The organism is Haloferula sargassicola (assembly GCF_040362925.1).
Taxonomy (GTDB): Bacteria; Verrucomicrobiota; Verrucomicrobiia; order Verrucomicrobiales; family Akkermansiaceae; genus Haloferula; species Haloferula sargassicola.
Genome location: NZ_BAABRI010000009.1, coordinates 20,873 through 40,017, shown reverse-complemented (window position 1 = coordinate 40,017; position 19,145 = coordinate 20,873). Strand labels below are relative to the sequence as shown.

Sequence of the window (19,145 nt, the reverse complement as noted above, 5' to 3'; positions counted from 1 at the left end):
CGACGCTTATTTCCGCTGCATGATGTCGCCCAGGCGGGCCGCATCCTCGGGTGAAAGCTCGAGCAGGTTCCACGGCTGGTCGCGAAACATCGCGAGCGGCAACATCGGGGGAGCCGGGCGATCCGCCGGGGCTCCCCGAAGCTCCGCCACGGTGCCTTCGGGATCGAGACGATTGAGCGGGTTGAGGCTGTAGCCGGCGCCGATGTCGGCGCCGTCGCTTTCCCGCATCTCGAAGTGCAGGTGCGCGGGGTAGTAGCCATTGGACGTCCCCACCATGCCAATCCGGTCACCGCGGGCGACCAGCGCGCCGACGGCGACGTCGATTTCGTGCATGTGGGCGTACATCGACTGCAGCAGGCGGCCATCGGCCGCGCGGTGGGCGAGGATGACGGTGTTCCCCCACCCGGGCGAAGGCTCGCCGGCGTAAATGACCAGCCCGTCCGCGGTGGCGGTGACGGGGTCCCCGAGGTCGGTGTTCATGCCGCCGATGCCGTTGAGGTCGTCGCCGGTGTGGTGGCCGCCCCTCCCCTGGTTCATTTCCCAGAAAGGCTGGGCATTGTAGGTGAGCGCGCCATTCGCACCGCCCATGGGGGCATCGAAGCGCGCCGCCTCGGGCACGCTGGCCAGGTCCCAGGCGGAAAGCTGGTGAAGCCGGTGCCTCGGCTTCCCGTCCTCCGGCAGGAACAGCGGCGCATCGGCGGTCTGGTAGGTGGCCAGTGATTCGACATCCGGCAGGCGGGACGATGGCCCGCGCAGGAACACCCACGCCGCAAGACACGCCGCCAGCAGCAGCAGGACGACGGACACGGGATGAATGCGGGGGCGGGCCATGTTTCTACGGTAGGTATAGTACTTCAGAAGTCGAGGTAGATCTCGGACCGGCGGTTGGCACGGCGGCCGGAGGGGTTGTCCTCGCCGGACTCGGTGAAATTCGGCCGCCGCGGCTGGCTCTGGCCTTTGGCGAGGGTGACGATCTGCAGCTCGTCGACCCCATTGCGGACCAGGAATTCCTTCACCGCCGCAGCGCGCCGGGCGGAAAGCTGCTCGTTGTAGTTCTCACTGCCGAGGGCGTCGGTGTGGCCGGAAATGGTGAGCTTTTTCCCCACATCGAGCCGCAGGATATCGGCCACGATCTCGAGCTGGCGGGCGGTGCGGGGTGAGAGGGTGTCGGCATCGAAGTCGAAGTAGAGCACCAACGTGTCGCCGCCCCTGGGGTTCTTCAGCAGGGGGGTGTAGTAGACATCGCCGCCGGCGAAACGACGGGCGTAGTCGGCGAGCAGCTCATCGAGGTTGATCTCGGTGACCAGCCAGCCTTCGGCGGCGGACCTGCCGAGGGTCATGGAGAACTGGGCGATCGCGTCCCCGTCGCCGGCGAGGACATTGGCAAGGAAGCCGGCGGCATCGTCGCGCTCGAACATACCGCGCAAGGGCTTTTCCGGCCTGAGCCGGTAGTGGCCCTCCTCGAACAGGATGCAGAGCCCGGCGATCTTGGCGTCGGAGACGCGGCTGGTATCGACGAACTCCTTCGCCTGCTCGAAGTCCTGCCGGAGGGTGGCCTGCAGGAAAGCATCGCTGATGCCGAGGGGATCCACGACGATGGCTCGGGGCACCGGCTCCCCGGGTCCTGGCGGCAGGGTGATTTTCCCGACCCTCCAGCCCGCTTGCCCGCGGTTCAGGTCGAGCAGGATGCGATCCCGCCCCGGCTCGGCACCATCCAGCTCAAGGGACCAGCGAATGCGGGCGTTGACCTCCATTTCGCCGACTTCGTGGGCGGGATCGGGCCGTTTGAGCTTGAGCGAGCCGGCGGCGGCCAGCTCGGCCAGGCGCTGGCGGGCTTCCGGGGTGAGGGCGGCGCTCCCGATGAGCTTGCCGGCGGTCTGCAGGTCACCCTTTTCCAAGGCCTCACCGATTTCCCCGACCAGGCTGCCGGGATCCCGGCGCGTCATGCCCGGACCGGGATCCTCGGGAAACTCCGCCGCGGTGGTGTCGATGGAGTTTTCCTCAAGGGCGGGGATTTTCTCCGGCAACGGCACGGGATCCGGATCCTCAGCCCGGGTGATCGGGGGCGGCTGCGGGGCTTCCACCCCCACCGGGTGGGGGGAAAAGCGGTTCAGCAGGAGAAAGGTGGCCACGGCGCCGATGACGAGCGCGAGGATCAGGTAGGGAGCTTGGTGGCGCATGGCATCGGAAGGGGATGGATCGCTGCAAGGGGAACGGACGCGCGAGGTCGTTTTTATCGGCTGAGGCGGGGCAGCCGTACCTGACCACGGCGGTTGCCGCGGATGATGGTGAGCGCGGTCGCTTGCGCGGCCACCGAGGAAGCGAGTTCCTGGCGGAAGTGGTCGAGCGTCCCGACCGCGCTACCATTGATCTGGACGATGCGGTCGCCCGGCAGCAGGTGGCCCTCCGCCAGCGAGCCGGGGGCGATCTTTTCAACGATGATGCCCTGCGAGACGTCGGCCGAAGACGGCGTGATGCCGACTTTTTGCCAAACTTCGTCTTCCCCGGGAACTTCGGCGGGCGCGGGCGGGGTGACGTTCGCTTCACCGATGGTCACGTCGAGAGTCTGCTTCTTGCCCTGCCGCCAGATCTCCACGGGGACCGGTTTTCCGACCTTCGACCGGCGGACCATGTTCAGGAGCGTGGTGACATTCTCGACCTTCTCGCCGTTGTAGGAAACGACCACGTCCAGCGGCTTCAGGCCCGCCAGATCGGCCGGTGAGTTTTCGATCACCGACCGGATCACCGCACCTTCTCCATCGTAGCCCAGGGAATAGCGCAGGGCGCGGTCCAGGTCGTCGACCCGGCGGACGCCGAGGTAGCCGTAGATCGGCTGTCCGCGCTCGAGAATGGTCTGCAAGGCGGTCATGACGTCGTTCGAGGGAATGGCGAATCCCACGCCCTGAAAGCCGGCGTTGACGCGGTCGTCCGGCCGGTAGATGGCCGAGTTGATGCCGATGACTTCGCCGCGGATGTTCACCAGCGGCCCGCCCGAATTGCCGGGGTTGATGGCGGCATCGGTCTGCAGAAGATCCCGCTGGGTATCGGAAACCGACCGATCGACCGCGGAAATGATGCCTTGAGTGATGGTTTCCCCAAGACCGAAGGGGTTTCCGATGGCAAAAGCAATCTGGCCGCGCCGGACACCGGTGGAGTCCCCGAGCCGGAGCGGCGTCAGGTCGGTGGCTCCCTCGATTTTCAAGACGGCGATGTCGAGCAGCGGATCGGAGCCGATGAGCCGCGCCCCGTAGGTTTCGCCATTGTGCAGGGTGACTTTGATTTCCTGCTGATTCTCAATGACATGGTGATTGGTGACCACGTGGCCCTCCTTGGTCACGATCACTCCGGATCCTTGGCCTTTGGTGGGCACCGGGCGCACGAACTGGCGGCCGGACCAATCGAAGAAGCGCTGGGCCTGGACGCCGTTGGTATTGATGCTGACGACGGATTTGACGACGGCATCGGTGAGCGTGGCGTATTCTTCATCAAGGCGGGAGAGCACCTCCACATCGTCGAAATCGAGCGGCGCCCGCTCCGGCAAGGTGTAGGCTTCGGGCCGGTAGCCGTTGGAATTCTTGTCGGCCGCGCCCAGAGCCCGCAGGACGCCGGAGGGACCGTTACGGATGAAAAAGACGGCAGCGAAGGTGCCGCAGAACACTCCGAGGAGCACCAGGAAGCTTCGGAAGCCACGTTTCATGAAAAGGGGTGGGTGAGGCCCCGAATGGGCCTCCGGGAAGGGGCTTTTGCAAGATCGAAGTCAGGGCTTGCGCGGGGCGGGAAAGGTGGAGGCGTCCCCCACCGCATCGGTCAGCCGCATCACCGCCTCGCGGAAATCCCGGTAGACCGGCGTGACCAGCAACTGAATCCGGTGAGTGGAGGTCTGGTAGTCCCGGTCCAGCCGCCGGATCTGTCCGGCGAGATTGCCGAGGGACTTGGAAACATTGAAGGCGAGGTTGTGCAGCTCATCCCGCGCATCAACCCTTTCACTCAGGTTTTCGACGGGAGCCAGCCGCTGGCGGCACTGCGAATCGGCCTCCAGAAGCATGCTCGGATCGACCGATTCAGCCCCGGCGGCCTGGAGCAGGACGGGACCCAGCGGAAGGAGGGCCGAGCGGATCTCGCGGGCATACATTTCCCGCGGCAGCCGACGGGGCCACTGGGAGGTGCCCCGAAGTACGAGCATTCGGGCCGATGCGTGCTCGGGAAGGATCTCGGCGATCCGGGCAAGGCGCTGCCGGGGACCGGGCATGGCAAGAAAGCTGCCCAAGGACCGAGTTCCCTTGGCCTTCCGGACTTCATCGAAAAGCTGGCCGGCTTCCGCGACTTCGGGAAGGGGCTCAAGCGAAGCCCATTGAAGGGCTTGGTCCAGAGTATCCGCGAGCAGCACCTGATGCTCGAGAAAGAACTCGGAGCGGTCGAGGGTGATCATTGAGGGCAGCAGGTCCTCCGCACCGGATGGCAGGATGAGCCTGCGACCTTCATCCGGCTCGAGCGTCCTCAACGTTTCCCAGAACAAGGGCGGAAGCCCGAGTTTCCCATCGGAGCCCACCGTCGCAAGGAAGAGGACCTCCGGATCAAGCTCGACCCCACGGTAGACGCCCTCCACGAGCAACTCGGCGGCCGCGTTGAATTGCGCTGGCTCCGCCACGGTCTTCTTGGACCAGCGCGGCAGATCGAACTTCAGACGGGTGAGCTTGGCGGGTTTGGGCCGGCCGGAAATCCGCTTTTTCACCTGAAGCTGGAGGGAGCGGCTCTTGTCGGAAAAATGATCGGGCGGCTCGATCCGCCAATCCGCGCCGGGTTCGTCACCCTTTTCCCGGTAAGCCGTCAGGGTGAATTCCGTGGGAATCACCCGGGCGCTGCCCGAGGCTGTCTCGTTTTCTCGGTAAGGCACACGGATGGAGTCGGATCGGACGGAAAACGAGATCGCCTCGGGGGCGTTCTTTTCCCCCGCTTCCTCCGGCTGCCCCGGGGGCGGCTCCTCGGGACCGATGAACTCCTCCAAGGGCGCCACCCAGCCTTGCCACGCCCCGTTTTCGGTTTCGTTCGCCCCGCTCAGATCTTCGAGGCATCGGGTAAACCGGGCCGCGTCCTCGCCCGCCTCGGGCTGGGCGAGCCAATTCACGGCGAGCTGGGCCGTCCGGGCCATCGGGTGAAGCGTGGCTGGCTCGACCTCATCCTGGCTGGAAAGGCGGGCCAGCAGATCGCGAGCCGACCGATTGGCAGGGTCGAGCGCCAATGCCATGGCCAACCATTGGGCAGCCCTTCGTTGGTCGGCGGGGGCATTTCCCGCGGATTCCGCCTGTTGGACGCATTCCTTGGAAAGGTCGCGCAAGGTTGCCCCATCGATCGGCAGCCGGTCGCGTCGAAACGGAGCCTCACCTTCCTGCGGAGCCACAAAAGCTGCCTGCGCCGCAAGCAACGGCAACCATCCGAGCGCCAACCCCCATTTCATCGCCTTCATCCTCGTCATTTATACGTCAGCGACAAGGGGGCTTTGCAGTCCCCTTGGGATTGATCGTTCGTCCGGCGGATCCGAAAGTAGGGCCATGAAGTCACCCATCGAGTGCGTCACCCGCGAGGAGGTCATGTTTTTCGACACCGACTGCGGTCAGGTGGTCCACAACATCGCCTACCTTCGCATGATCGAGACCTGCCGGACGCGGCTGGCCGCACGACTCGGCATGGACCTTCGGCAAATGACCGAGTCCCGCTGCTTTCCGGTCGTGACCCGCACCGAGATCGACTACCGGAGGCCCGCACGGCTCGGCGATTGGTTGAGCCTTCGCGGCACCTTGGGCGAGGTGGGTGGCGTGCGCTTCTGGTGCCACTTCGAAATGACGAGAGAGAGCGACGGCGAACTGCTGGTGACCGCGCGGCAGGCCCTTGCACTGGTTCAAATGCCAGAGGGGCGACCGGTCCGGCTCCCGCCGGGCTTCGGTGAGGAGTGAAGGCTCAGACCGACGGCGGTCTCCCCTTCTCCAGCCACACCGCAAGAACAGCCACATCCGCCGGGGTGATGCCGGGGATCCGTCCCGCCTGGCCCAAGGTTGCCGGCCTGATTTCCGAAAAACGCTGTTTCGCCTCCGTCTTCAGGCCGGTGATTTCGTGGAAATCGAGGGAATCGGGGATCCTTTTCTCCTCCGCCCGGGCCATCCGTGCCACCTGAACCTGCTGACGTTGAAGATGACCTTCGTATTTGAACTCGGTCTCGATCAACGGCCAATGTTCCACGTGGAACTCTTTCAAGATCTCCGCCGGCAGTGCGTGCCAGCGATTCTCGACGCGGCGAAACCAATGATCGAGCTTCACCCCTTCATGGCTGAAGCGACGCCCGAATGCCAGGGCCCGATCCAATTCCTCCTTCTTCCGCCCGGCGCGCGCAACCCGCTCGCCCACCGCCAGCCCGAGCTGCGCTGCCAGCGGCGTGAGGCGAAGGTCCGCGTTGTCCTGCCTCAAGAGCAGGCGGAATTCGGCACGGCTGGTAAACATGCGATAGGGTTCGGTGCAGCCACGGGTTACGAGATCATCGACCATCACTCCCAGGTAGGCTTGGTCACGCCGCAGCAGGAAGGGGTCCCTGCCGGCGACCTTGAGAGCGGCATTCGCGCCGGCGATGAGGCCCTGACCGGCCGCTTCCTCGTACCCGGAGGTTCCGTTGATCTGCCCGGCGAAATAGAGGCCCTCCACTCTTTTCGTCTCCAGAGTGGGGTGAAGCTGCGTCGGCGGACAGTAATCATACTCCACCGCATAGCCAGGCCGCAGGATCTGGCAGGCCTCCAGACCGGGGATCGTTCGAAGGAACGAGAGCTGGACCTCGTAAGGCAAGGAGGTGGAGACGCCGTTGACGTAATACTCGTGGGTCTGGCGTCCCTCCGGCTCCAAAAACACCTGATGACGCTCCTTTTCAGCGAAACGAACCACCTTGTCCTCGATCGAAGGGCAATAACGGGGCCCGACCCCCTCGATCACGCCGGAATACATGGGGGATTGGTCGAGATTCTCGCGAATCGCCTCGTGCGTGGAGGCGTTCGTGTAGGTGACCCAGCAGGGTGATTGTTCCATGTGGAACATTGGGTCCGCCCATGCGTTCAGCGTGAAAAGGTCGTGCTGACCCCGTTCAATGGTATCCGTGAGGAAAGAGAACCGGGGCGGAGGGTCGTCGCCGTCCTGACGCTCGCATTTCGAGAAGTCGATGGAAGTCCCCAGCAACCGGCAGGGAGTGCCGGTCTTGAAACGTTCCACGTGGAACCCGAGGGCCTTGAGCGAGTCCGACACGGTCGAAATGGCATCCCCCATGCGGCCCCCTTTTTCATTCCGAAGGCCCACATGCATCAGCCCGCGCATGAACGTGCCGGCGGACAGCACCACCGACAAAGCGTCGATTTCCATCCCGAGAGAGGTGCGGATGCCGATGATCCGGCCGTCCTGCACCCGCAGCTCCGCCACGTTCCCTTGGTGAAGCTCGATCCTCTCGGTGCCCTCGAGGAGCCACTTCATCCGAAACTGGTAAGCCTTTTTGTCGCACTGGGCTCGTGGGGCGCGAACCGACGGCCCTTTGGAGGCATTGAGCATCCGAAACTGGATCCCGGTGGCGTCCGTATTCAGGCCCATGGCTCCTCCCAGCGCATCGATCTCCCGGACCATGTGGCCTTTCGCCAAGCCACCGATCGCCGGGTTGCACGACATTTGGCCAATCGTGTCCAGGTTCTGGGTCAAAACCGCTACCTCGGCGCCAAGCCGGGCGGCGGCCAACGCAGCTTCAACACCGGCGTGGCCGGCCCCAATCACCAGGACATCGTATCGTTTCGGGTAGCGGAACATGCAGGGGCCGCGACGCTAGCAGCGGTTTGCACGGATACAAGACCGGCCGACGTTCCACGTGGAACACCGATCAAGGCAGATCGAGGATGCCGCTGCGGGCCCTCGGGAGCAGTTCGCTCAACCGGAACCGCACGGATGTCTCACGGTTCACCAGCCAAACCTCCGGGTCGCCGAACTCCGCCAGCACCTGACGGCAGGCACCGCATGGCGAGATCGGGACCGCGGTTTCGGCCACCACCACCACGCATCGGAATACCCGCTCGCCGGCGACAACGCCCGCGCCGATCGCGACCCGCTCCGCGCACTGGGTGAGCCCGTAAGACAGGTTCTCGACATTGCATCCCCGGAAGACTTCCCCACCCTCCCCCACCACCACGGCTCCGACCTTGAACTTCGAATAAGGCGCGTAGGCCGCCTCGCGGGCCTCCCACGCCATCCGGATCCATGCATCCACCTCCGACATGATCTTGGAATGACGGAATTCCCTTGCGCCGGCGATCATTTTCGGCTCGCTCCGATCTTCATCCTACGGCATCGAAGAGCCATGCGCTCAACATGGTTTGCTTCGCTTCTGCTCGTGGGTCTTCTGATCGTCTTCCGCGTGATCAGCGCGTTCGGCCTCTTGCCGAACTTCTCCCCCCTGCCCGCTGTCTTTCTCTGCAGTCTGATTTTCTTCCGTAAAAAATCGGCCTGGCTCCTGCCGGTCGTGGCCTGGATGGTCACCGACCCCCTGGTAAGCCTGATCCAAGGATACCCGCTCATCGGCTTCCAGCATCTGGGCATCCTCGCCGGGCTCAGCGGTTGCGTGGGGCTGGGCCTGTGGCTCCGCCGCCACCCATCGCGCGGTGCCGTCCTGGGTGGCTCCCTCCTCGCTGCAGCGTTCTTCTATGTTGCCAGCAACAGCGTCGCCTTCCTTTTCGACCCGCTTTATTCAAAGACCTTCCACGGTTTCGTCCAGGCCCAGTGGACCGGGCCCGAGGGATACGCCCCCACCTGGCTCTTCTTCCGCAACCTCGCGGCCGCCAATTTCCTCTTCACCGCCGCCTTCCTTTCGGCTCTGAGCCCCGCGGCCCGCTTCACCAACCCGGCGACGCTTCCCACCGCCACGCATTCGTAAGCCAATAAACCTTGCGCCCGCCCGGCCCCCGTCCTAAGTCCCCTCCGCCTATGTTTTCCGCCGATTCCCAGCAGCTCGATTTCGCGGGCTCGCCCGTCAACCAAGGCCTCACCGCAGAACAGAAAATCGAGCTCTATCGCCGGATGGTTCGCATCCGCCGGTTCGAGCAGGCGGCGCTGAAATACTACAACGCCGGCAAAATGGGAGGCTTCCTCCACCTGTATATCGGCCAGGAATCGGTCGCGGTCGGCACCCTGTCTCTGTGCGGCGACAACGACCACACCATCACCGCCTACCGCTGCCACGGACATGCCCTCGCCGCCGGCATGGGCATGAACGAATGCATGGCCGAACTCTACGGCAAGGCCAGCGGCTGCTCGAAGGGCAAGGGCGGCTCGATGCACTTCTTCGCGCCCGACAAGAACTTCTGGGGCGGCCATGGCATCGTCGGTGGCCAGACCCCGCTCGGACTCGGCCTGGCCTACGGCCTGAAATACCAGGGCCTCGCCGGATGCGCCCTCTGCTACCTGGGCGACGGCGCCGTCAACCAAGGCGCCTTTCACGAGTCGCTCAACCTCGCCGCCCTGTTCGAGCTCCCCGCCATCTACATCATCGAAAACAATGGCTACTCAATGGGCACTTCCCAGAAGCGCTCGTCATCCTTCAAGGGATGCCTCGCCCAGCGGGCCGAGGCCTACGACATGGAGTGGGACCTGGTGAACGGAGCCGACATCTACGAGGTCCGCGCCAAGACCCACATCGCCATGGAGCGGGCGCGCAAACAGCAGAAGCCCACCCTTCTCGAGATCGCCACCTACCGCTACTACGGGCATAGTATCGCCGACGCCAACCACAAGAAATACCGCACGCCGGAGGAGATCGAGAACTACAAGCAGAACCACGATCCCATCCGTCTGTGGGAGCGCCGCCTCATCGACGAGGCCGTGCTTACCGAGGACATGGTGAAGGAGATCGATCAGGAAGCCAAGCAGCAGGCCGCCGCCGCCGTCGAGTTCGCCGAGCAGGCCGACGCTCCCACCGTCGATTCCATCATGCAGGACGTCTATTGGGAATCCGACCACGGTACCGAGTCCTCGAAGATCGGCCGCCACTTCTTCACCGACTGAATTTTTCTACTACGATTCTAGTAGCAACCCACCCCTCTCTCCCAGCCTATCTACTTTCGATGTCCCGCACCCTGACCTACCGCGAAGCGCTCCGTGAAGGCCTCGACGAGGAACTCGCCCGCGATGAAAACGTCGTCATCCTCGGTGAGGAAGTCGCCCAGTACAACGGCGCCTACAAAGTGACCGAAGGCCTGTGGGCCAAATGGGGCGACAAGCGCATTGTGGACACCCCGATCTCCGAAGCCGGCTTCATCGGCATGGGCATCGGCGCCTCGATGCTCGGCGTGCGCCCGGTGATGGAGCTGATGTTCTGGTCCTTCCACTCCGTCGCTTTCGATCAGTTGGTCAACAATGCCGCCTGCGTCCGCTACATGTCGGGGGGCCTCATCAACGTCCCCATCGTGATGCGCGGCCCCGCCAACGGCGGCACCGCCGTGGGAGCCACCCACTGTCACGTGCCCGAGGCCCTGTTCGCCTCATTCCCCGGCCTCAAGGTCTGCGCCCCGGCCACCCCGGCCGACGCCAAGGGCCTCATCAAGTCCGCCATCCGCGACAATGATCCGGTCTACGTGATGGAGAACACCCTCCTCTACGGCACCAAGGGTGAAGTCCCCGATCCGTCGGAAGGCGACCACTTGGTCCCGCTCGGCAAGGCCGACTTGAAGCGCGAGGGCGGCGACGTTTCCCTCATCGCCCACGGCCGCTCGGTGCTTCACGCCCTGGAGGCGGCCGAGACGCTCCAAAGCGAGCACGGCATTTCCGCCGACGTTCTGGACCTCCGCTCGATCCGGCCCCTCGATGTGGATGCGATCCTGGCCACCGTCAGGAAAACCAACCGGGTCGTTCTGGTCGATGAATCGAAAGGCTTCGGCGGCGTCTCCGCCATGGTTTCCCACGTGATTCAGGACGAGGCCTTCGACTGGCTCGATGCCCCGATCAAGCGGGTCACCACCCTCGACGCCCCCGCCATCTACTCTCCGCACATTGAGCACGAGCAGCTTCCCAATCCGAAACGAATCGTCGACCGGGTGCTGACCATGGGCTGAACGGGTCCAACTCCGTCAAGACCGCCCTTTTTCGTTGCCAGTCCGTGCCCCGCCCGTAGCATTTCAACAATGTTCAACCTCATCCGTCTTGCCATGATCGCCGCCGCGTGCCTCGCGGTGTCGTCCTGCTGCTGCCTGTTCTGATTTTTTCATCGAAAAGATTCACATGAAAAACCTGACCCTGCTCCTGTCGCTCGTCGCCCTCTCCCTCGGCTTCAGCTCCTGCTGCTCCATGTTCGGTGCGAAAAACTTCTTCGCCGGCGTGAAGGAAGAGACCTACAAAGCCAAAGTCTGCGGCTACGACATCGTTCGCGAAGAAAAGGTCGTCGATGCCAAGTCCGGCCTTGTCGAAGTCACTGAAACCAAGGTTCCCCGCTATGAAGAGCGCACCAGAAAGGTGTTCGTGAAGTGCCCCAAGTGCACCCGCTACTACTGCCTCAAGGAAGGCTGCTGCGGATCCAATACCGAGGCCGCCCGCAAGATGGCCACCGCCCAAGGTTCCTCCGGCAGCCCGTTCATCGGCTTGGTTCCGACCATGAAGCCGATCGCTCCCTGAGTTTCTCGGTTCATCGATCTCATCCAGCGGAGTTCCGGTTTCCGGACTCCGCTTTTTCATTTCCCCGCCGGCCAAGGAAAACGCTGGATTTGCCCCGCCCCAGAGGTGAGCCTCCCCGCGGTTCCTCTCTTTCAGAAACATGGCTATCAACATCGAAATGCCCAAGCTCTCGGACACCATGACCGAGGGCACTCTCGTCAAGTGGCACAAGCAGGTCGGCGACGACGTCGAGATCGGCGACATCATCGCCGAGGTCGAAACCGACAAGGCGACCATGGAAATGGAAGCGTTCGACGAAGGCACCATCACTGAAATCCGCGTGCAGGAAGGCGAAAAAGCTCCGATCGGCAGCGTGCTCGCGGTGCTCGATGGCGACGACGCCGGCACCGGACCCGCCCCTTCTTCTTCCAAATCGGAGACCGAACCGAAGCCTGCCGAGGAGAAACCTGCCTCCCAGCCGGCTCCCGCCGGGTCGCCGGCTCCCGCCGCCACCAACCGCGATGCGGGCGACCGGATCAAGGCTTCGCCGCTAGCCCGCAAGATCGCGGCGGAGAACGGAGTGGATCTTTCCTCCCTCGAAGGCTCCGGCCCCGGAGGCCGGATCGTAAAGGCCGACGTCGAAGGCTCGAAACCGGCAGCTCCTGCCCAAAGCTCCCAAGCATCAGCCGCCGACCGACTCGCCGCCGCCGCCAAGGCCAAGGCATCGACCCCAGCCGCCGCCCCCGCTCCGCAAGCCATTCAGCCGACCGCCAAGGAAGGCGACGAGAAGCTTCCACTCTCCTCGATGCGGAAGATCATCGCCGACCGCCTGCTCCTTTCGAAGCAGACCATCCCCCACTTCTACCTCCACGCCGAGGTCGACATGGCACCCTTGATGGCCCTCCGCAAGCAGGTCAATTCCCAAGCCGAGCAGACCCACGGCAACAAGTATTCCGTCAACGACTTCGTCCTCAAAGCCGCGATCAACTCGGCCCAAGCCGTGCCCGCCGTGAACGCCTCGTTCGCTGGCGACTCGATCCTCCAGTTCGCCAGCGTCGGCATGGCAGTCGCCATCGCCGTCGAGGATGGCCTCGTCACCCCCGTCATCAAGAACGCCGAGACCAAGTCGCTCCTCCAGATTTCCAAGGAGGTCAAAGACATGGCCGCACGCGCCAAGGACAAGAAGCTCAAGCCCAACGAATTCGACGGCGGCACGCTCACCGTCTCGAATCTCGGTGCATGGGGCGTCGAGTCCTTTGACGCCATCGTCAACCCGCCGCAGGCCCTCATCGTCAGCGTCGGCGCCGCCCTCGAGAAGCCGGTCGTGAAGGACGGCCAGATCGTCCCCGGCCTGCGCATGAACCTCGGCATCAGCTGCGACCACCGCGTCGTGGACGGCGCCGTGGCCGCCCGCTTCCTGGCGGAAATGAAGAAGCTCCTCGAGCAGCCCGCCCTGATGCTGATCTGATCGGGCCCCGCTTCGCTCCTCCTCCAAGGTGGCACCCGGTTCGGGCTGCCACCTTTTTTCATGGGCTCAGACCCTATCCTTTCCCGGGCGCTTTATCCCCATGGTTGAAGAGGGGTTTTTTAAAACCGAAAAGAGTTCTTCTTCTTCATCATGTGGATAAATCGCTGGAATCGATGTTCCACTTGCAGCCCCTAGGATTCCACGGCTTCGACAGCTGTGGGAAAACCCCGGCACAAGCGTGAGGCCATCCCTCCCGGCACCTTGAGGTCGTTTCTTCTCACGAGGAAACCCCGGGTTGTTCCCAATCCATTCGCGGAATCCCCGCGCTTCGCCGCCTCGGAATACTTGCCGCTCAGCCGGTGGACGACTATCCCGGACCCGTGCCCGGCACCCGCATCATCCACGCCCAGGACGACGACATGAAGTCCGCCGTCCGCGAAGCCGCCGCCCTGCTCGCCAGCGGGGAAATCGTGGCCGTGCCCACGGAGACCGTCTACGGCCTCGCTGCCGATGCTTTCAACGCCGAGGCGGTCGCCAAGGTCTACGAAGCTAAGGAGCGACCGAGCTTCGACCCTCTCATCGTCCACATCGCCAGCGCCCGGCAGCTCGAGGACGTCGCCACCATCCCTGCCGAAGTCGAGCCGACCCTCCGCAAGCTCATGGCCGCGTTCTGGCCCGGACCGCTGACCTTCGTCCTGCCGAAAACCGACCGCATTCCCGACCTGGTGACCAGCGGTCACCCCACCGTCGCCGTCCGCCAGAGCGCCCACAAGGTGTTCCGCGGCATTGGCAAGGAACTCGGCCGGCCCATCGCCGCGCCGAGCGCCAACCGCTTCGGCCGCATTTCCCCGACCTCGGCCAGCGCGGTGATGAAGGAACTCGACGGTCGCATCCCGCTCATCGTCGATGCCGGTGCCTGCCGCGACGGGCTGGAGAGCACCATCATCCGCGTCGAGCCCGGCGAGAAGCGACCCGAGATCCACATCCTCCGGCCAGGGCCTGTCACCAAGAAGGAGCTGCAGAACTTCGGCCGCGTCATCGTCGAAAAGAAACGCCTGATCGACGCCCCCGAGGCCCCCGGCCAGCTGGCCAGCCACTATGCCCCTCGTACTCCGCTGCTGATGTTCGACAAGCCGGAGGACTTCCAGCCGGAACCCGGCAAGCGCTACGGGCTCCTCAGCTACAAGGAGGACCCCAAGGCCGGCTACCTGAAGCTCCACGACTGGGCGGTCGTCGAAGCGCTCAGCCCCGGCAGCGGCAAGCTGCCCGAGGCCGCGGTCCGGCTGTTCCACGTGATGCGCGTGCTCGATGAAGCCGGGCTCGACTTCATCGTTGCCGAGCCGGTCAGCGATACCGGCCTCGGCCAGGCGATCATGGACCGCCTCCGCCGGGCCTCCACGGACTGAATTTCACCGTCCGGCCGTCTTACCTTCATCTCACTTCGCCATCCATCCGCATGCTCCGCTCGCTCTTTTCGGTAGGCAGTTTCACCCTCATGAGCCGGGTGCTGGGCTTGTTCCGCGACATGCTGGTCGCCCGCTATCTCGGCACCAGCATGTACAGCCAGGCCTTCGTGGCGGCGATGCGCCTGCCGAACATGTTCCGCCGGATCTTCGGCGAAGGGGCCTTCAACACCGCCTTCGTGCCCCTCTTCAACCGCGAGCTGGCCGACCACGGCCCGGACGAGGCGCGGAACTTCGCCAGCAACACCTTCTCCTGGCTTGCTACGGTGCTTGCCGTAGGAACGCTGGTCATCATCCCCGGCATGCCGTGGTTCGCCAAGATCCTCGTCGCCGGCTTCGAGCCGGAAAAGTATGCCATCACCGTCGCCTACTCGCGGATCATGTTCAGCTACCTGCTGTGCATGGCCCTGTCGGCGCATCTCAGCGGCGTGCTGAATTCGCTCGGCCGGTTCTCGTTGCCTGCCTTCGCGCCGGTGCTTCTGAATGTCCTGATGCTGGGGGTCCTGCTCATCGTCGTCCCGATCGCGCACCTCCAGGGAAGCTTGTATCACGTCGGCCTCTGGCTCTCGTGGGCGGTGTGTGCGGCAGGCTTTGCGCAGCTCGGCATGTTGTGGATTTCCTGCAAGCGCCATGGCATGGGCATCCGTCTGGGGAAACCGAAGCTCACCCCGCGGGTCCGGCGCCTGCTGGTCATCATGGGTCCGGCTGTGGCCACCGCCGGCGTCCAGCAGGTCAATGCCACCATCGGCACCCAGATCGCATCCATGCAGGACAAGGCGGTGTCCTTTCTCAGCTGGGCCGACCGTCTCTATCAGCTTCCCAACGGCCTCATCGGCGTCGCCTTCGGTGTGGTGCTGCTGCCGCAGATCACGCGCCTGGTGCGTTCCGGCAAGGAACTGGAAGCGCGTGAGCGGATGAAGGAGGGCATCGCCTTCGCCATGCTGCTCACCCTGCCGGCCGCAGCGGCGCTCATCGCGGCGGGCGATGAGTTCGTGGCCGTGCTTTTCCAGCGCGGGCAGTGGACGGCTTCCGACTCCTACGCCACCGGCCTCGCAGTGGCGGCCTACGGCTTTGGACTCCCGGCCTTCGTGCTGACGAAGGTCCTGCTGCCCGGGTTTTTCGCGCGGGAAAACACCCGCACTCCGCTCAAGCTCGCGCTCATCACCGTCAGCGTCGATGTCGGCTCGGCCCTCAGCCTCTATTTCTTCTTCCGCCAGTGGGGCATCGGCCACTTCGGTGTGGCGCTGGCCACCTCCATCGCCTCGTGGGTGAACGTCTTCCTGCTCACCCGCGGGCTGCGGGGTTTCCTGCAGATCGACCGCGCCCTGGTCAAAAAACTCGCCCGTACCCTGATAGCGGCGGCCATCTCGGGACTCGTGGTCTGGGGCGGTTCGCGCGGACTGGCCGGCTGGCTGGCGGGCGTCGAGTGGCAGCGCTGGCTGGCGGCCGGCTTGCTCGTGGCGGCGGGTGGCGGGGTCTATGGAATGATGGCCCTCGCCCTGAAGGCCACCAGCCTGGCCGAGTTGAAAGCCGGGTTCCGGCGCTGACGAATCCCCGCCTCTGGCACCTTGCGCGACCACCAATCGGGTCTAATCTAGCTCGCGATGGCGAAACGGCGGATCATTCTCCAAGCGGTCCTGGTCCTGGCGCTGGTGTGGGCGGTGGTGTTCGCGATCCGCTCCTACGCCGGCTCGAAGCGCGTCACCGCGGACAACATCGAGCACGCGATCGACGACGCGGACTTCGAGGACTGGTCGCAGGGTCCGTCCATCGATGGCGACCCGGAGCTGCGCGAACAGAAGCTCAACGAGATCGCCGGGATGTTCAATCGCCTCGATTTCTCCGAACGTCAGAAAGCCCGTGAAGACCGCGTGGGCGAGGCGATGTTCGCGCGGCTGACCAACGACGAGAAGGAGCGCTTCGTCGATCTGACCCTCCGCAAATCGATGGAAACCTTCATGGAAGCCGTCGATGCGATGACGCCGGCCGAGCGGGAAAAAATCGTCGCGGATGGCCTTCGGGAAATCGAGGAAGGCCGCACCGAGGAGGAGATGCAGCGCGCGCGGGAGGTCAGCGACGAGCTGCTGGCGAAGGTCACGAAGGAAGGCCTGCGGGCCTACTTTGAAAAGGCGGGCGCCGACACCAAGCTGGACCTGGCGCCCTTGTTGGAGGCCATGGACGGAGTGATGAAGGGCCTGTCCGGAAACGAGTTTCCGATGCGCGAATGAGCCGACCGAGCCAGCAGCGGGCGGGCTTCACCCTGACCGAGATCCTCGTCGCCCTGTTGATCGTCGCGACGCTCGCCGGGATTTCATTTCCCCTGGTCCGCGCCGGCATGCGCTCCGCCCACCGCGCCACCTGCCTGAGCAACCTGCGCCAGATCGGCGTGGGCGTGGAGCTCTACACCCAGGACCACGGCCAGCGGATGCCCGACCTCGCCACCGGCCGCGATTCGAAGGACGAGGACAAGGACGTGATCGAAAACACCCTCGATGAATATCTGGAAAACCCGGAGGTCTTCCACTGCCCGGCTGATGAGGGCGAGTTCGAGGCCACTGGATCGAGTTATGGCTGGAATCCCGTGGTCAGCGGCCGCCGGCTCGGTCGGCTGGAGTTTTTCGGCAGCGACGAAACCGAGAGCATCCCCCTCGTTTACGACAAGGAGAACTGGCACGAGAGCGGCGAGGAAAACGGCACCAACATCCTCTACGCCAACTGGACCACCACCAACGAGATCAACTTTTCCATCGACGACGAATGAGCGTGATGCTGGAGGTCGAATCGCTGCGCAAGAGCTTCGATGGCAAGCCCGCCCTGGAAGGCGTGTCCTTCGCCGTGCAGGAGGGCGAGATCTACGGCCTGCTCGGCCACAACGGCGCCGGCAAGAGCACCACGCTCGGCATCATCCTCGGCATGGTCGCGCCCGATGACGGCGAGGCGAGGATCGGCGGCGTGTCCGTCCAGCGGGAAAGGGCCAACGCCCTCAAGCGCGTCGGCTCGATCTTCGAGGCACCCAGCTTCTACGAGTACCTTAGTGGCTGGGAAAACCTCCGCATCCTCACCACCTACTCGGGAAAATTCGACCCGCGGGAAACGCAGGCCATCGTCGACAGGGTCGGGCTTTCCGAGCGCATCCGCTCGAAGGTCCGCACCTATTCCCACGGCATGCGCCAGCGCCTCGCGCTCGCCCAGGCCCTGCTGCCCATGCCGCGCGTGCTGCTCCTCGACGAGCCCACCGACGGTCTCGACCCCGAGGGCATCAAGTGGTTCCGCGACTTCATCCTGAACCTCCGCCGCGAGCGGGGCATGACCGTGCTCTTCAACTCCCACCTGCTCGCCGAGGTCGAGCAGATGTGCGATCGCGTCGCCATCCTCAAGGCCGGACGCCGGGTTCACGAAGGCCGCGTGGCCGACATCGGCGGCGATGAACGCGTGTTCGAGATCGATCTCGAACCGCTCGAAGTCGCGCTGCCCTTCCTCGAACTCCAAGGCTGCAAGCAGCTCGGTCCCGGACGCATCACCCTGCCCGAAGACGTCGATCCCGCCGTCATCGTCGCCGCGCTTGTCGGCCTCCACGTCCGCGTCTCCGCCTTCGCTCCCGTCCGCCGCTCGCTCGAAGACCTCTATCTCGAGATCACCCGATGATGTTTCTCCGACAACTCCGCGGCGAACTCCGCAAGCTCTTCGCCCGACCCCGGACCTACATGGGTTACGGCGCGTTCCTCATCATGGAACTCATCATCGTCCTGGTCTATCGCATGACCGACGGGCAGCTCTACATGAGGAAATTGATGGAGCGGAACGGCTACGAGTCCGACTTCTACTTCAGCTCCCTCACCCTGACCTTCATGGTCATGCTGCTGAGCATGTTCCTGCTCGGCTCGATCTTCTTCGCGCTCGTCGCCGGCGACGTCGTGGCGAAGGAAACCGAGGACGGCAACCTGCGGCTGGTTCTCTCCAGGCCGATCTCGCGAGCGCGTTTGCTGTTGGTGAAATGGACGGCCACCGCACTTTATACCTTCTCCTTCGTCTTCTTTGTCGGCATCACCGGCTACCTCATGGCTGTCATCGCCGTCGGCTGGGAAGGCGGGCTTTTCATCGCCGAGCCGAAGATGAAGGTCTTCGCCGTCTATCCCGAGTGGAGTGAAGGCATTTCCCGCATCGCCCTCGGCGCGGCCGGCATCGGCGTGAGCATGATCACCCTCTCCACGCTGGCCTTCATGTTCTCCTGCTTCCGCATCAAGCCGGCCGCCGCCACCATCCTCACCCTGGCGATCCTGTTCGTGGACATGATCCTCCAGAACTTCCCCTTCTTCCGCCCCTTCGAGCACTGGTTCATCACTTGGCGGATGAGCTGCTGGGTCTATCTCTTCGAGATGGACATTTCCTGGCCGAAACTGACCGAAGCCTACGCCTTCCTCGGCGGCCTCAACGTCACCTTCTTCATCATCGGCCTGCTCGCCTTCCAGCTCCGCGATTTCAAAACCTGAGTGCGCTCGTCTTAACGACATCTTAGCGCGGCGGCGATCTGTCTTAGCACCCGGTCTCTCGTTTTCCGAGGCAGG

General features: G+C 64.2%; 18 protein-coding genes. 12 read left to right on the top strand and 6 right to left on the bottom strand.

Going from position 1 to position 19,145, the window contains the following annotated elements; all coding sequences use genetic code 11:
• Positions 1–6: 6 nt before the first annotated feature.
• From ABXH26_RS09170 to ABXH26_RS09155, 4 genes are read right to left on the bottom strand one after another with little or no spacing between them, the layout of a single operon-like run.
• Positions 7–831 carry a M23 family metallopeptidase gene (locus tag ABXH26_RS09170; RefSeq protein ID WP_353566759.1) on the bottom strand — a complete coding sequence of 275 codons (825 nt, stop codon included), beginning with the start codon at positions 829–831 and terminating at the stop codon, positions 7–9.
• A gap of 23 nt (positions 832–854) precedes the next feature.
• Positions 855–2,180 (bottom strand): OmpA family protein, encoded by a 1,326-nt coding sequence (locus ABXH26_RS09165; protein WP_353566758.1) that lies wholly within the window; start codon positions 2,178–2,180, stop codon positions 855–857.
• 53 nt (positions 2,181–2,233) lie between these two features.
• Positions 2,234–3,697 carry a trypsin-like peptidase domain-containing protein gene (locus tag ABXH26_RS09160; protein ID WP_353566757.1) on the bottom strand — a complete coding sequence of 488 codons (1,464 nt, stop codon included), beginning with the start codon at positions 3,695–3,697 and terminating at the stop codon, positions 2,234–2,236.
• Positions 3,698–3,757: 60 nt separating this feature from the next.
• A complete protein-coding gene (locus tag ABXH26_RS09155) occupies positions 3,758–5,464 on the bottom strand; it encodes a hypothetical protein (protein ID WP_353566756.1) in 1,707 nt (568 codons plus the stop codon).
• Positions 5,465–5,549: 85 nt separating this feature from the next.
• Here ABXH26_RS09155 and ABXH26_RS09150 point away from each other — a divergent pair, with 85 nt between their 5' ends.
• Entirely contained in the window at positions 5,550–5,951 is a 402-nt protein-coding gene (locus ABXH26_RS09150; protein ID WP_353566755.1) for an acyl-CoA thioesterase, read from the top strand.
• Positions 5,952–5,955: 4 nt separating this feature from the next.
• Here ABXH26_RS09150 and mnmG read toward each other — a convergent pair whose 3' ends face one another.
• Both mnmG and ABXH26_RS09140 read right to left on the bottom strand, forming a co-directional pair.
• Positions 5,956–7,824 (bottom strand): tRNA uridine-5-carboxymethylaminomethyl(34) synthesis enzyme MnmG, encoded by a 1,869-nt coding sequence (gene mnmG, locus ABXH26_RS09145; RefSeq protein ID WP_353566754.1) that lies wholly within the window; start codon positions 7,822–7,824, stop codon positions 5,956–5,958.
• Positions 7,825–7,894: 70 nt separating this feature from the next.
• Entirely contained in the window at positions 7,895–8,326 is a 432-nt protein-coding gene (locus tag ABXH26_RS09140) for a cytidine deaminase (protein WP_353566753.1), read from the bottom strand.
• Between ABXH26_RS09140 and ABXH26_RS09135 the strand changes: the two genes are divergently transcribed.
• From ABXH26_RS09135 to ABXH26_RS09085, 11 genes are all read left to right on the top strand, one after another.
• Positions 8,297–8,941, top strand: coding sequence for a DUF6580 family putative transport protein (locus ABXH26_RS09135; protein ID WP_353566752.1), 645 nt, complete (start codon positions 8,297–8,299; stop codon positions 8,939–8,941). The genes ABXH26_RS09140 and ABXH26_RS09135 overlap by 30 nt on opposite strands.
• 50 nt (positions 8,942–8,991) lie before the next feature.
• Positions 8,992–10,068, top strand: coding sequence for a pyruvate dehydrogenase (acetyl-transferring) E1 component subunit alpha (gene pdhA / locus ABXH26_RS09130; RefSeq protein ID WP_353566751.1), 1,077 nt, complete (start codon positions 8,992–8,994; stop codon positions 10,066–10,068).
• A gap of 59 nt (positions 10,069–10,127) precedes the next feature.
• Positions 10,128–11,114 (top strand): alpha-ketoacid dehydrogenase subunit beta, encoded by a 987-nt coding sequence (locus tag ABXH26_RS09125; RefSeq protein ID WP_353566750.1) that lies wholly within the window; start codon positions 10,128–10,130, stop codon positions 11,112–11,114.
• A gap of 166 nt (positions 11,115–11,280) precedes the next feature.
• Positions 11,281–11,670: a hypothetical protein gene (locus ABXH26_RS09120; protein WP_353566749.1), complete on the top strand. Its 390-nt coding sequence runs from the start codon at positions 11,281–11,283 to the stop codon at positions 11,668–11,670.
• 139 nt (positions 11,671–11,809) lie between these two features.
• Positions 11,810–13,117: a dihydrolipoamide acetyltransferase family protein gene (locus ABXH26_RS09115; protein ID WP_353566748.1), complete on the top strand. Its 1,308-nt coding sequence runs from the start codon at positions 11,810–11,812 to the stop codon at positions 13,115–13,117.
• 359 nt (positions 13,118–13,476) lie between these two features.
• A complete protein-coding gene (locus ABXH26_RS09110; RefSeq protein WP_353566747.1) occupies positions 13,477–14,523 on the top strand; it encodes an L-threonylcarbamoyladenylate synthase in 1,047 nt (348 codons plus the stop codon).
• Positions 14,524–14,573: 50 nt separating this feature from the next.
• Complete coding sequence (gene murJ, locus ABXH26_RS09105) at positions 14,574–16,127, top strand: murein biosynthesis integral membrane protein MurJ (protein WP_353566746.1); 1,554 nt, start codon at positions 14,574–14,576, stop codon at positions 16,125–16,127.
• Between the two features lie 57 nt (positions 16,128–16,184).
• Complete coding sequence (locus tag ABXH26_RS09100; RefSeq protein WP_353566745.1) at positions 16,185–16,808, top strand: hypothetical protein; 624 nt, start codon at positions 16,185–16,187, stop codon at positions 16,806–16,808.
• Entirely contained in the window at positions 16,805–17,341 is a 537-nt protein-coding gene (locus ABXH26_RS09095; protein ID WP_353566744.1) for a type II secretion system protein, read from the top strand. Before ABXH26_RS09100 ends, ABXH26_RS09095 begins: the two co-directional genes overlap by 4 nt.
• Entirely contained in the window at positions 17,338–18,225 is an 888-nt protein-coding gene (locus tag ABXH26_RS09090) for an ABC transporter ATP-binding protein (protein WP_353566743.1), read from the top strand. The genes ABXH26_RS09095 and ABXH26_RS09090 overlap by 4 nt, the downstream gene beginning before the upstream one ends.
• Positions 18,222–19,070, top strand: a complete 849-nt coding sequence (locus tag ABXH26_RS09085) for an ABC transporter permease (protein ID WP_353566742.1) — start codon at positions 18,222–18,224, stop codon at positions 19,068–19,070. The genes ABXH26_RS09090 and ABXH26_RS09085 overlap by 4 nt, the downstream gene beginning before the upstream one ends.
• Positions 19,071–19,145: the final 75 nt, after the last annotated feature.

What these genes read in the sequence shown, in the direction of transcription:
- ABXH26_RS09170 (WP_353566759.1), bottom strand. Translation starts at nt 831, where the DNA reads ATGGCCCGCCCCCGCATTCATCCCGTGTCCGTCGTCCTGCTGCTGCTG.
- ABXH26_RS09165 (WP_353566758.1), bottom strand. Translation starts at nt 2,180, where the DNA reads ATGCGCCACCAAGCTCCCTACCTGATCCTCGCGCTCGTCATCGGCGCC.
- ABXH26_RS09160 (WP_353566757.1), bottom strand. Translation starts at nt 3,697, where the DNA reads ATGAAACGTGGCTTCCGAAGCTTCCTGGTGCTCCTCGGAGTGTTCTGC.
- ABXH26_RS09155 (WP_353566756.1), bottom strand. Translation starts at nt 5,464, where the DNA reads ATGAAGGCGATGAAATGGGGGTTGGCGCTCGGATGGTTGCCGTTGCTT.
- ABXH26_RS09150 (WP_353566755.1), top strand. Translation starts at nt 5,550, where the DNA reads ATGAAGTCACCCATCGAGTGCGTCACCCGCGAGGAGGTCATGTTTTTC.
- mnmG (WP_353566754.1), bottom strand. Translation starts at nt 7,824, where the DNA reads ATGTTCCGCTACCCGAAACGATACGATGTCCTGGTGATTGGGGCCGGC.
- ABXH26_RS09135 (WP_353566752.1), top strand. Translation starts at nt 8,297, where the DNA reads ATGACGGAATTCCCTTGCGCCGGCGATCATTTTCGGCTCGCTCCGATC.
- ABXH26_RS09140 (WP_353566753.1), bottom strand. Translation starts at nt 8,326, where the DNA reads ATGATCGCCGGCGCAAGGGAATTCCGTCATTCCAAGATCATGTCGGAG.
- pdhA (WP_353566751.1), top strand. Translation starts at nt 8,992, where the DNA reads ATGTTTTCCGCCGATTCCCAGCAGCTCGATTTCGCGGGCTCGCCCGTC.
- ABXH26_RS09125 (WP_353566750.1), top strand. Translation starts at nt 10,128, where the DNA reads ATGTCCCGCACCCTGACCTACCGCGAAGCGCTCCGTGAAGGCCTCGAC.
- ABXH26_RS09120 (WP_353566749.1), top strand. Translation starts at nt 11,281, where the DNA reads ATGAAAAACCTGACCCTGCTCCTGTCGCTCGTCGCCCTCTCCCTCGGC.
- ABXH26_RS09115 (WP_353566748.1), top strand. Translation starts at nt 11,810, where the DNA reads ATGGCTATCAACATCGAAATGCCCAAGCTCTCGGACACCATGACCGAG.
- murJ (WP_353566746.1), top strand. Translation starts at nt 14,574, where the DNA reads ATGCTCCGCTCGCTCTTTTCGGTAGGCAGTTTCACCCTCATGAGCCGG.
- ABXH26_RS09100 (WP_353566745.1), top strand. Translation starts at nt 16,185, where the DNA reads ATGGCGAAACGGCGGATCATTCTCCAAGCGGTCCTGGTCCTGGCGCTG.
- ABXH26_RS09095 (WP_353566744.1), top strand. Translation starts at nt 16,805, where the DNA reads ATGAGCCGACCGAGCCAGCAGCGGGCGGGCTTCACCCTGACCGAGATC.
- ABXH26_RS09090 (WP_353566743.1), top strand. Translation starts at nt 17,338, where the DNA reads ATGAGCGTGATGCTGGAGGTCGAATCGCTGCGCAAGAGCTTCGATGGC.
- ABXH26_RS09085 (WP_353566742.1), top strand. Translation starts at nt 18,222, where the DNA reads ATGATGTTTCTCCGACAACTCCGCGGCGAACTCCGCAAGCTCTTCGCC.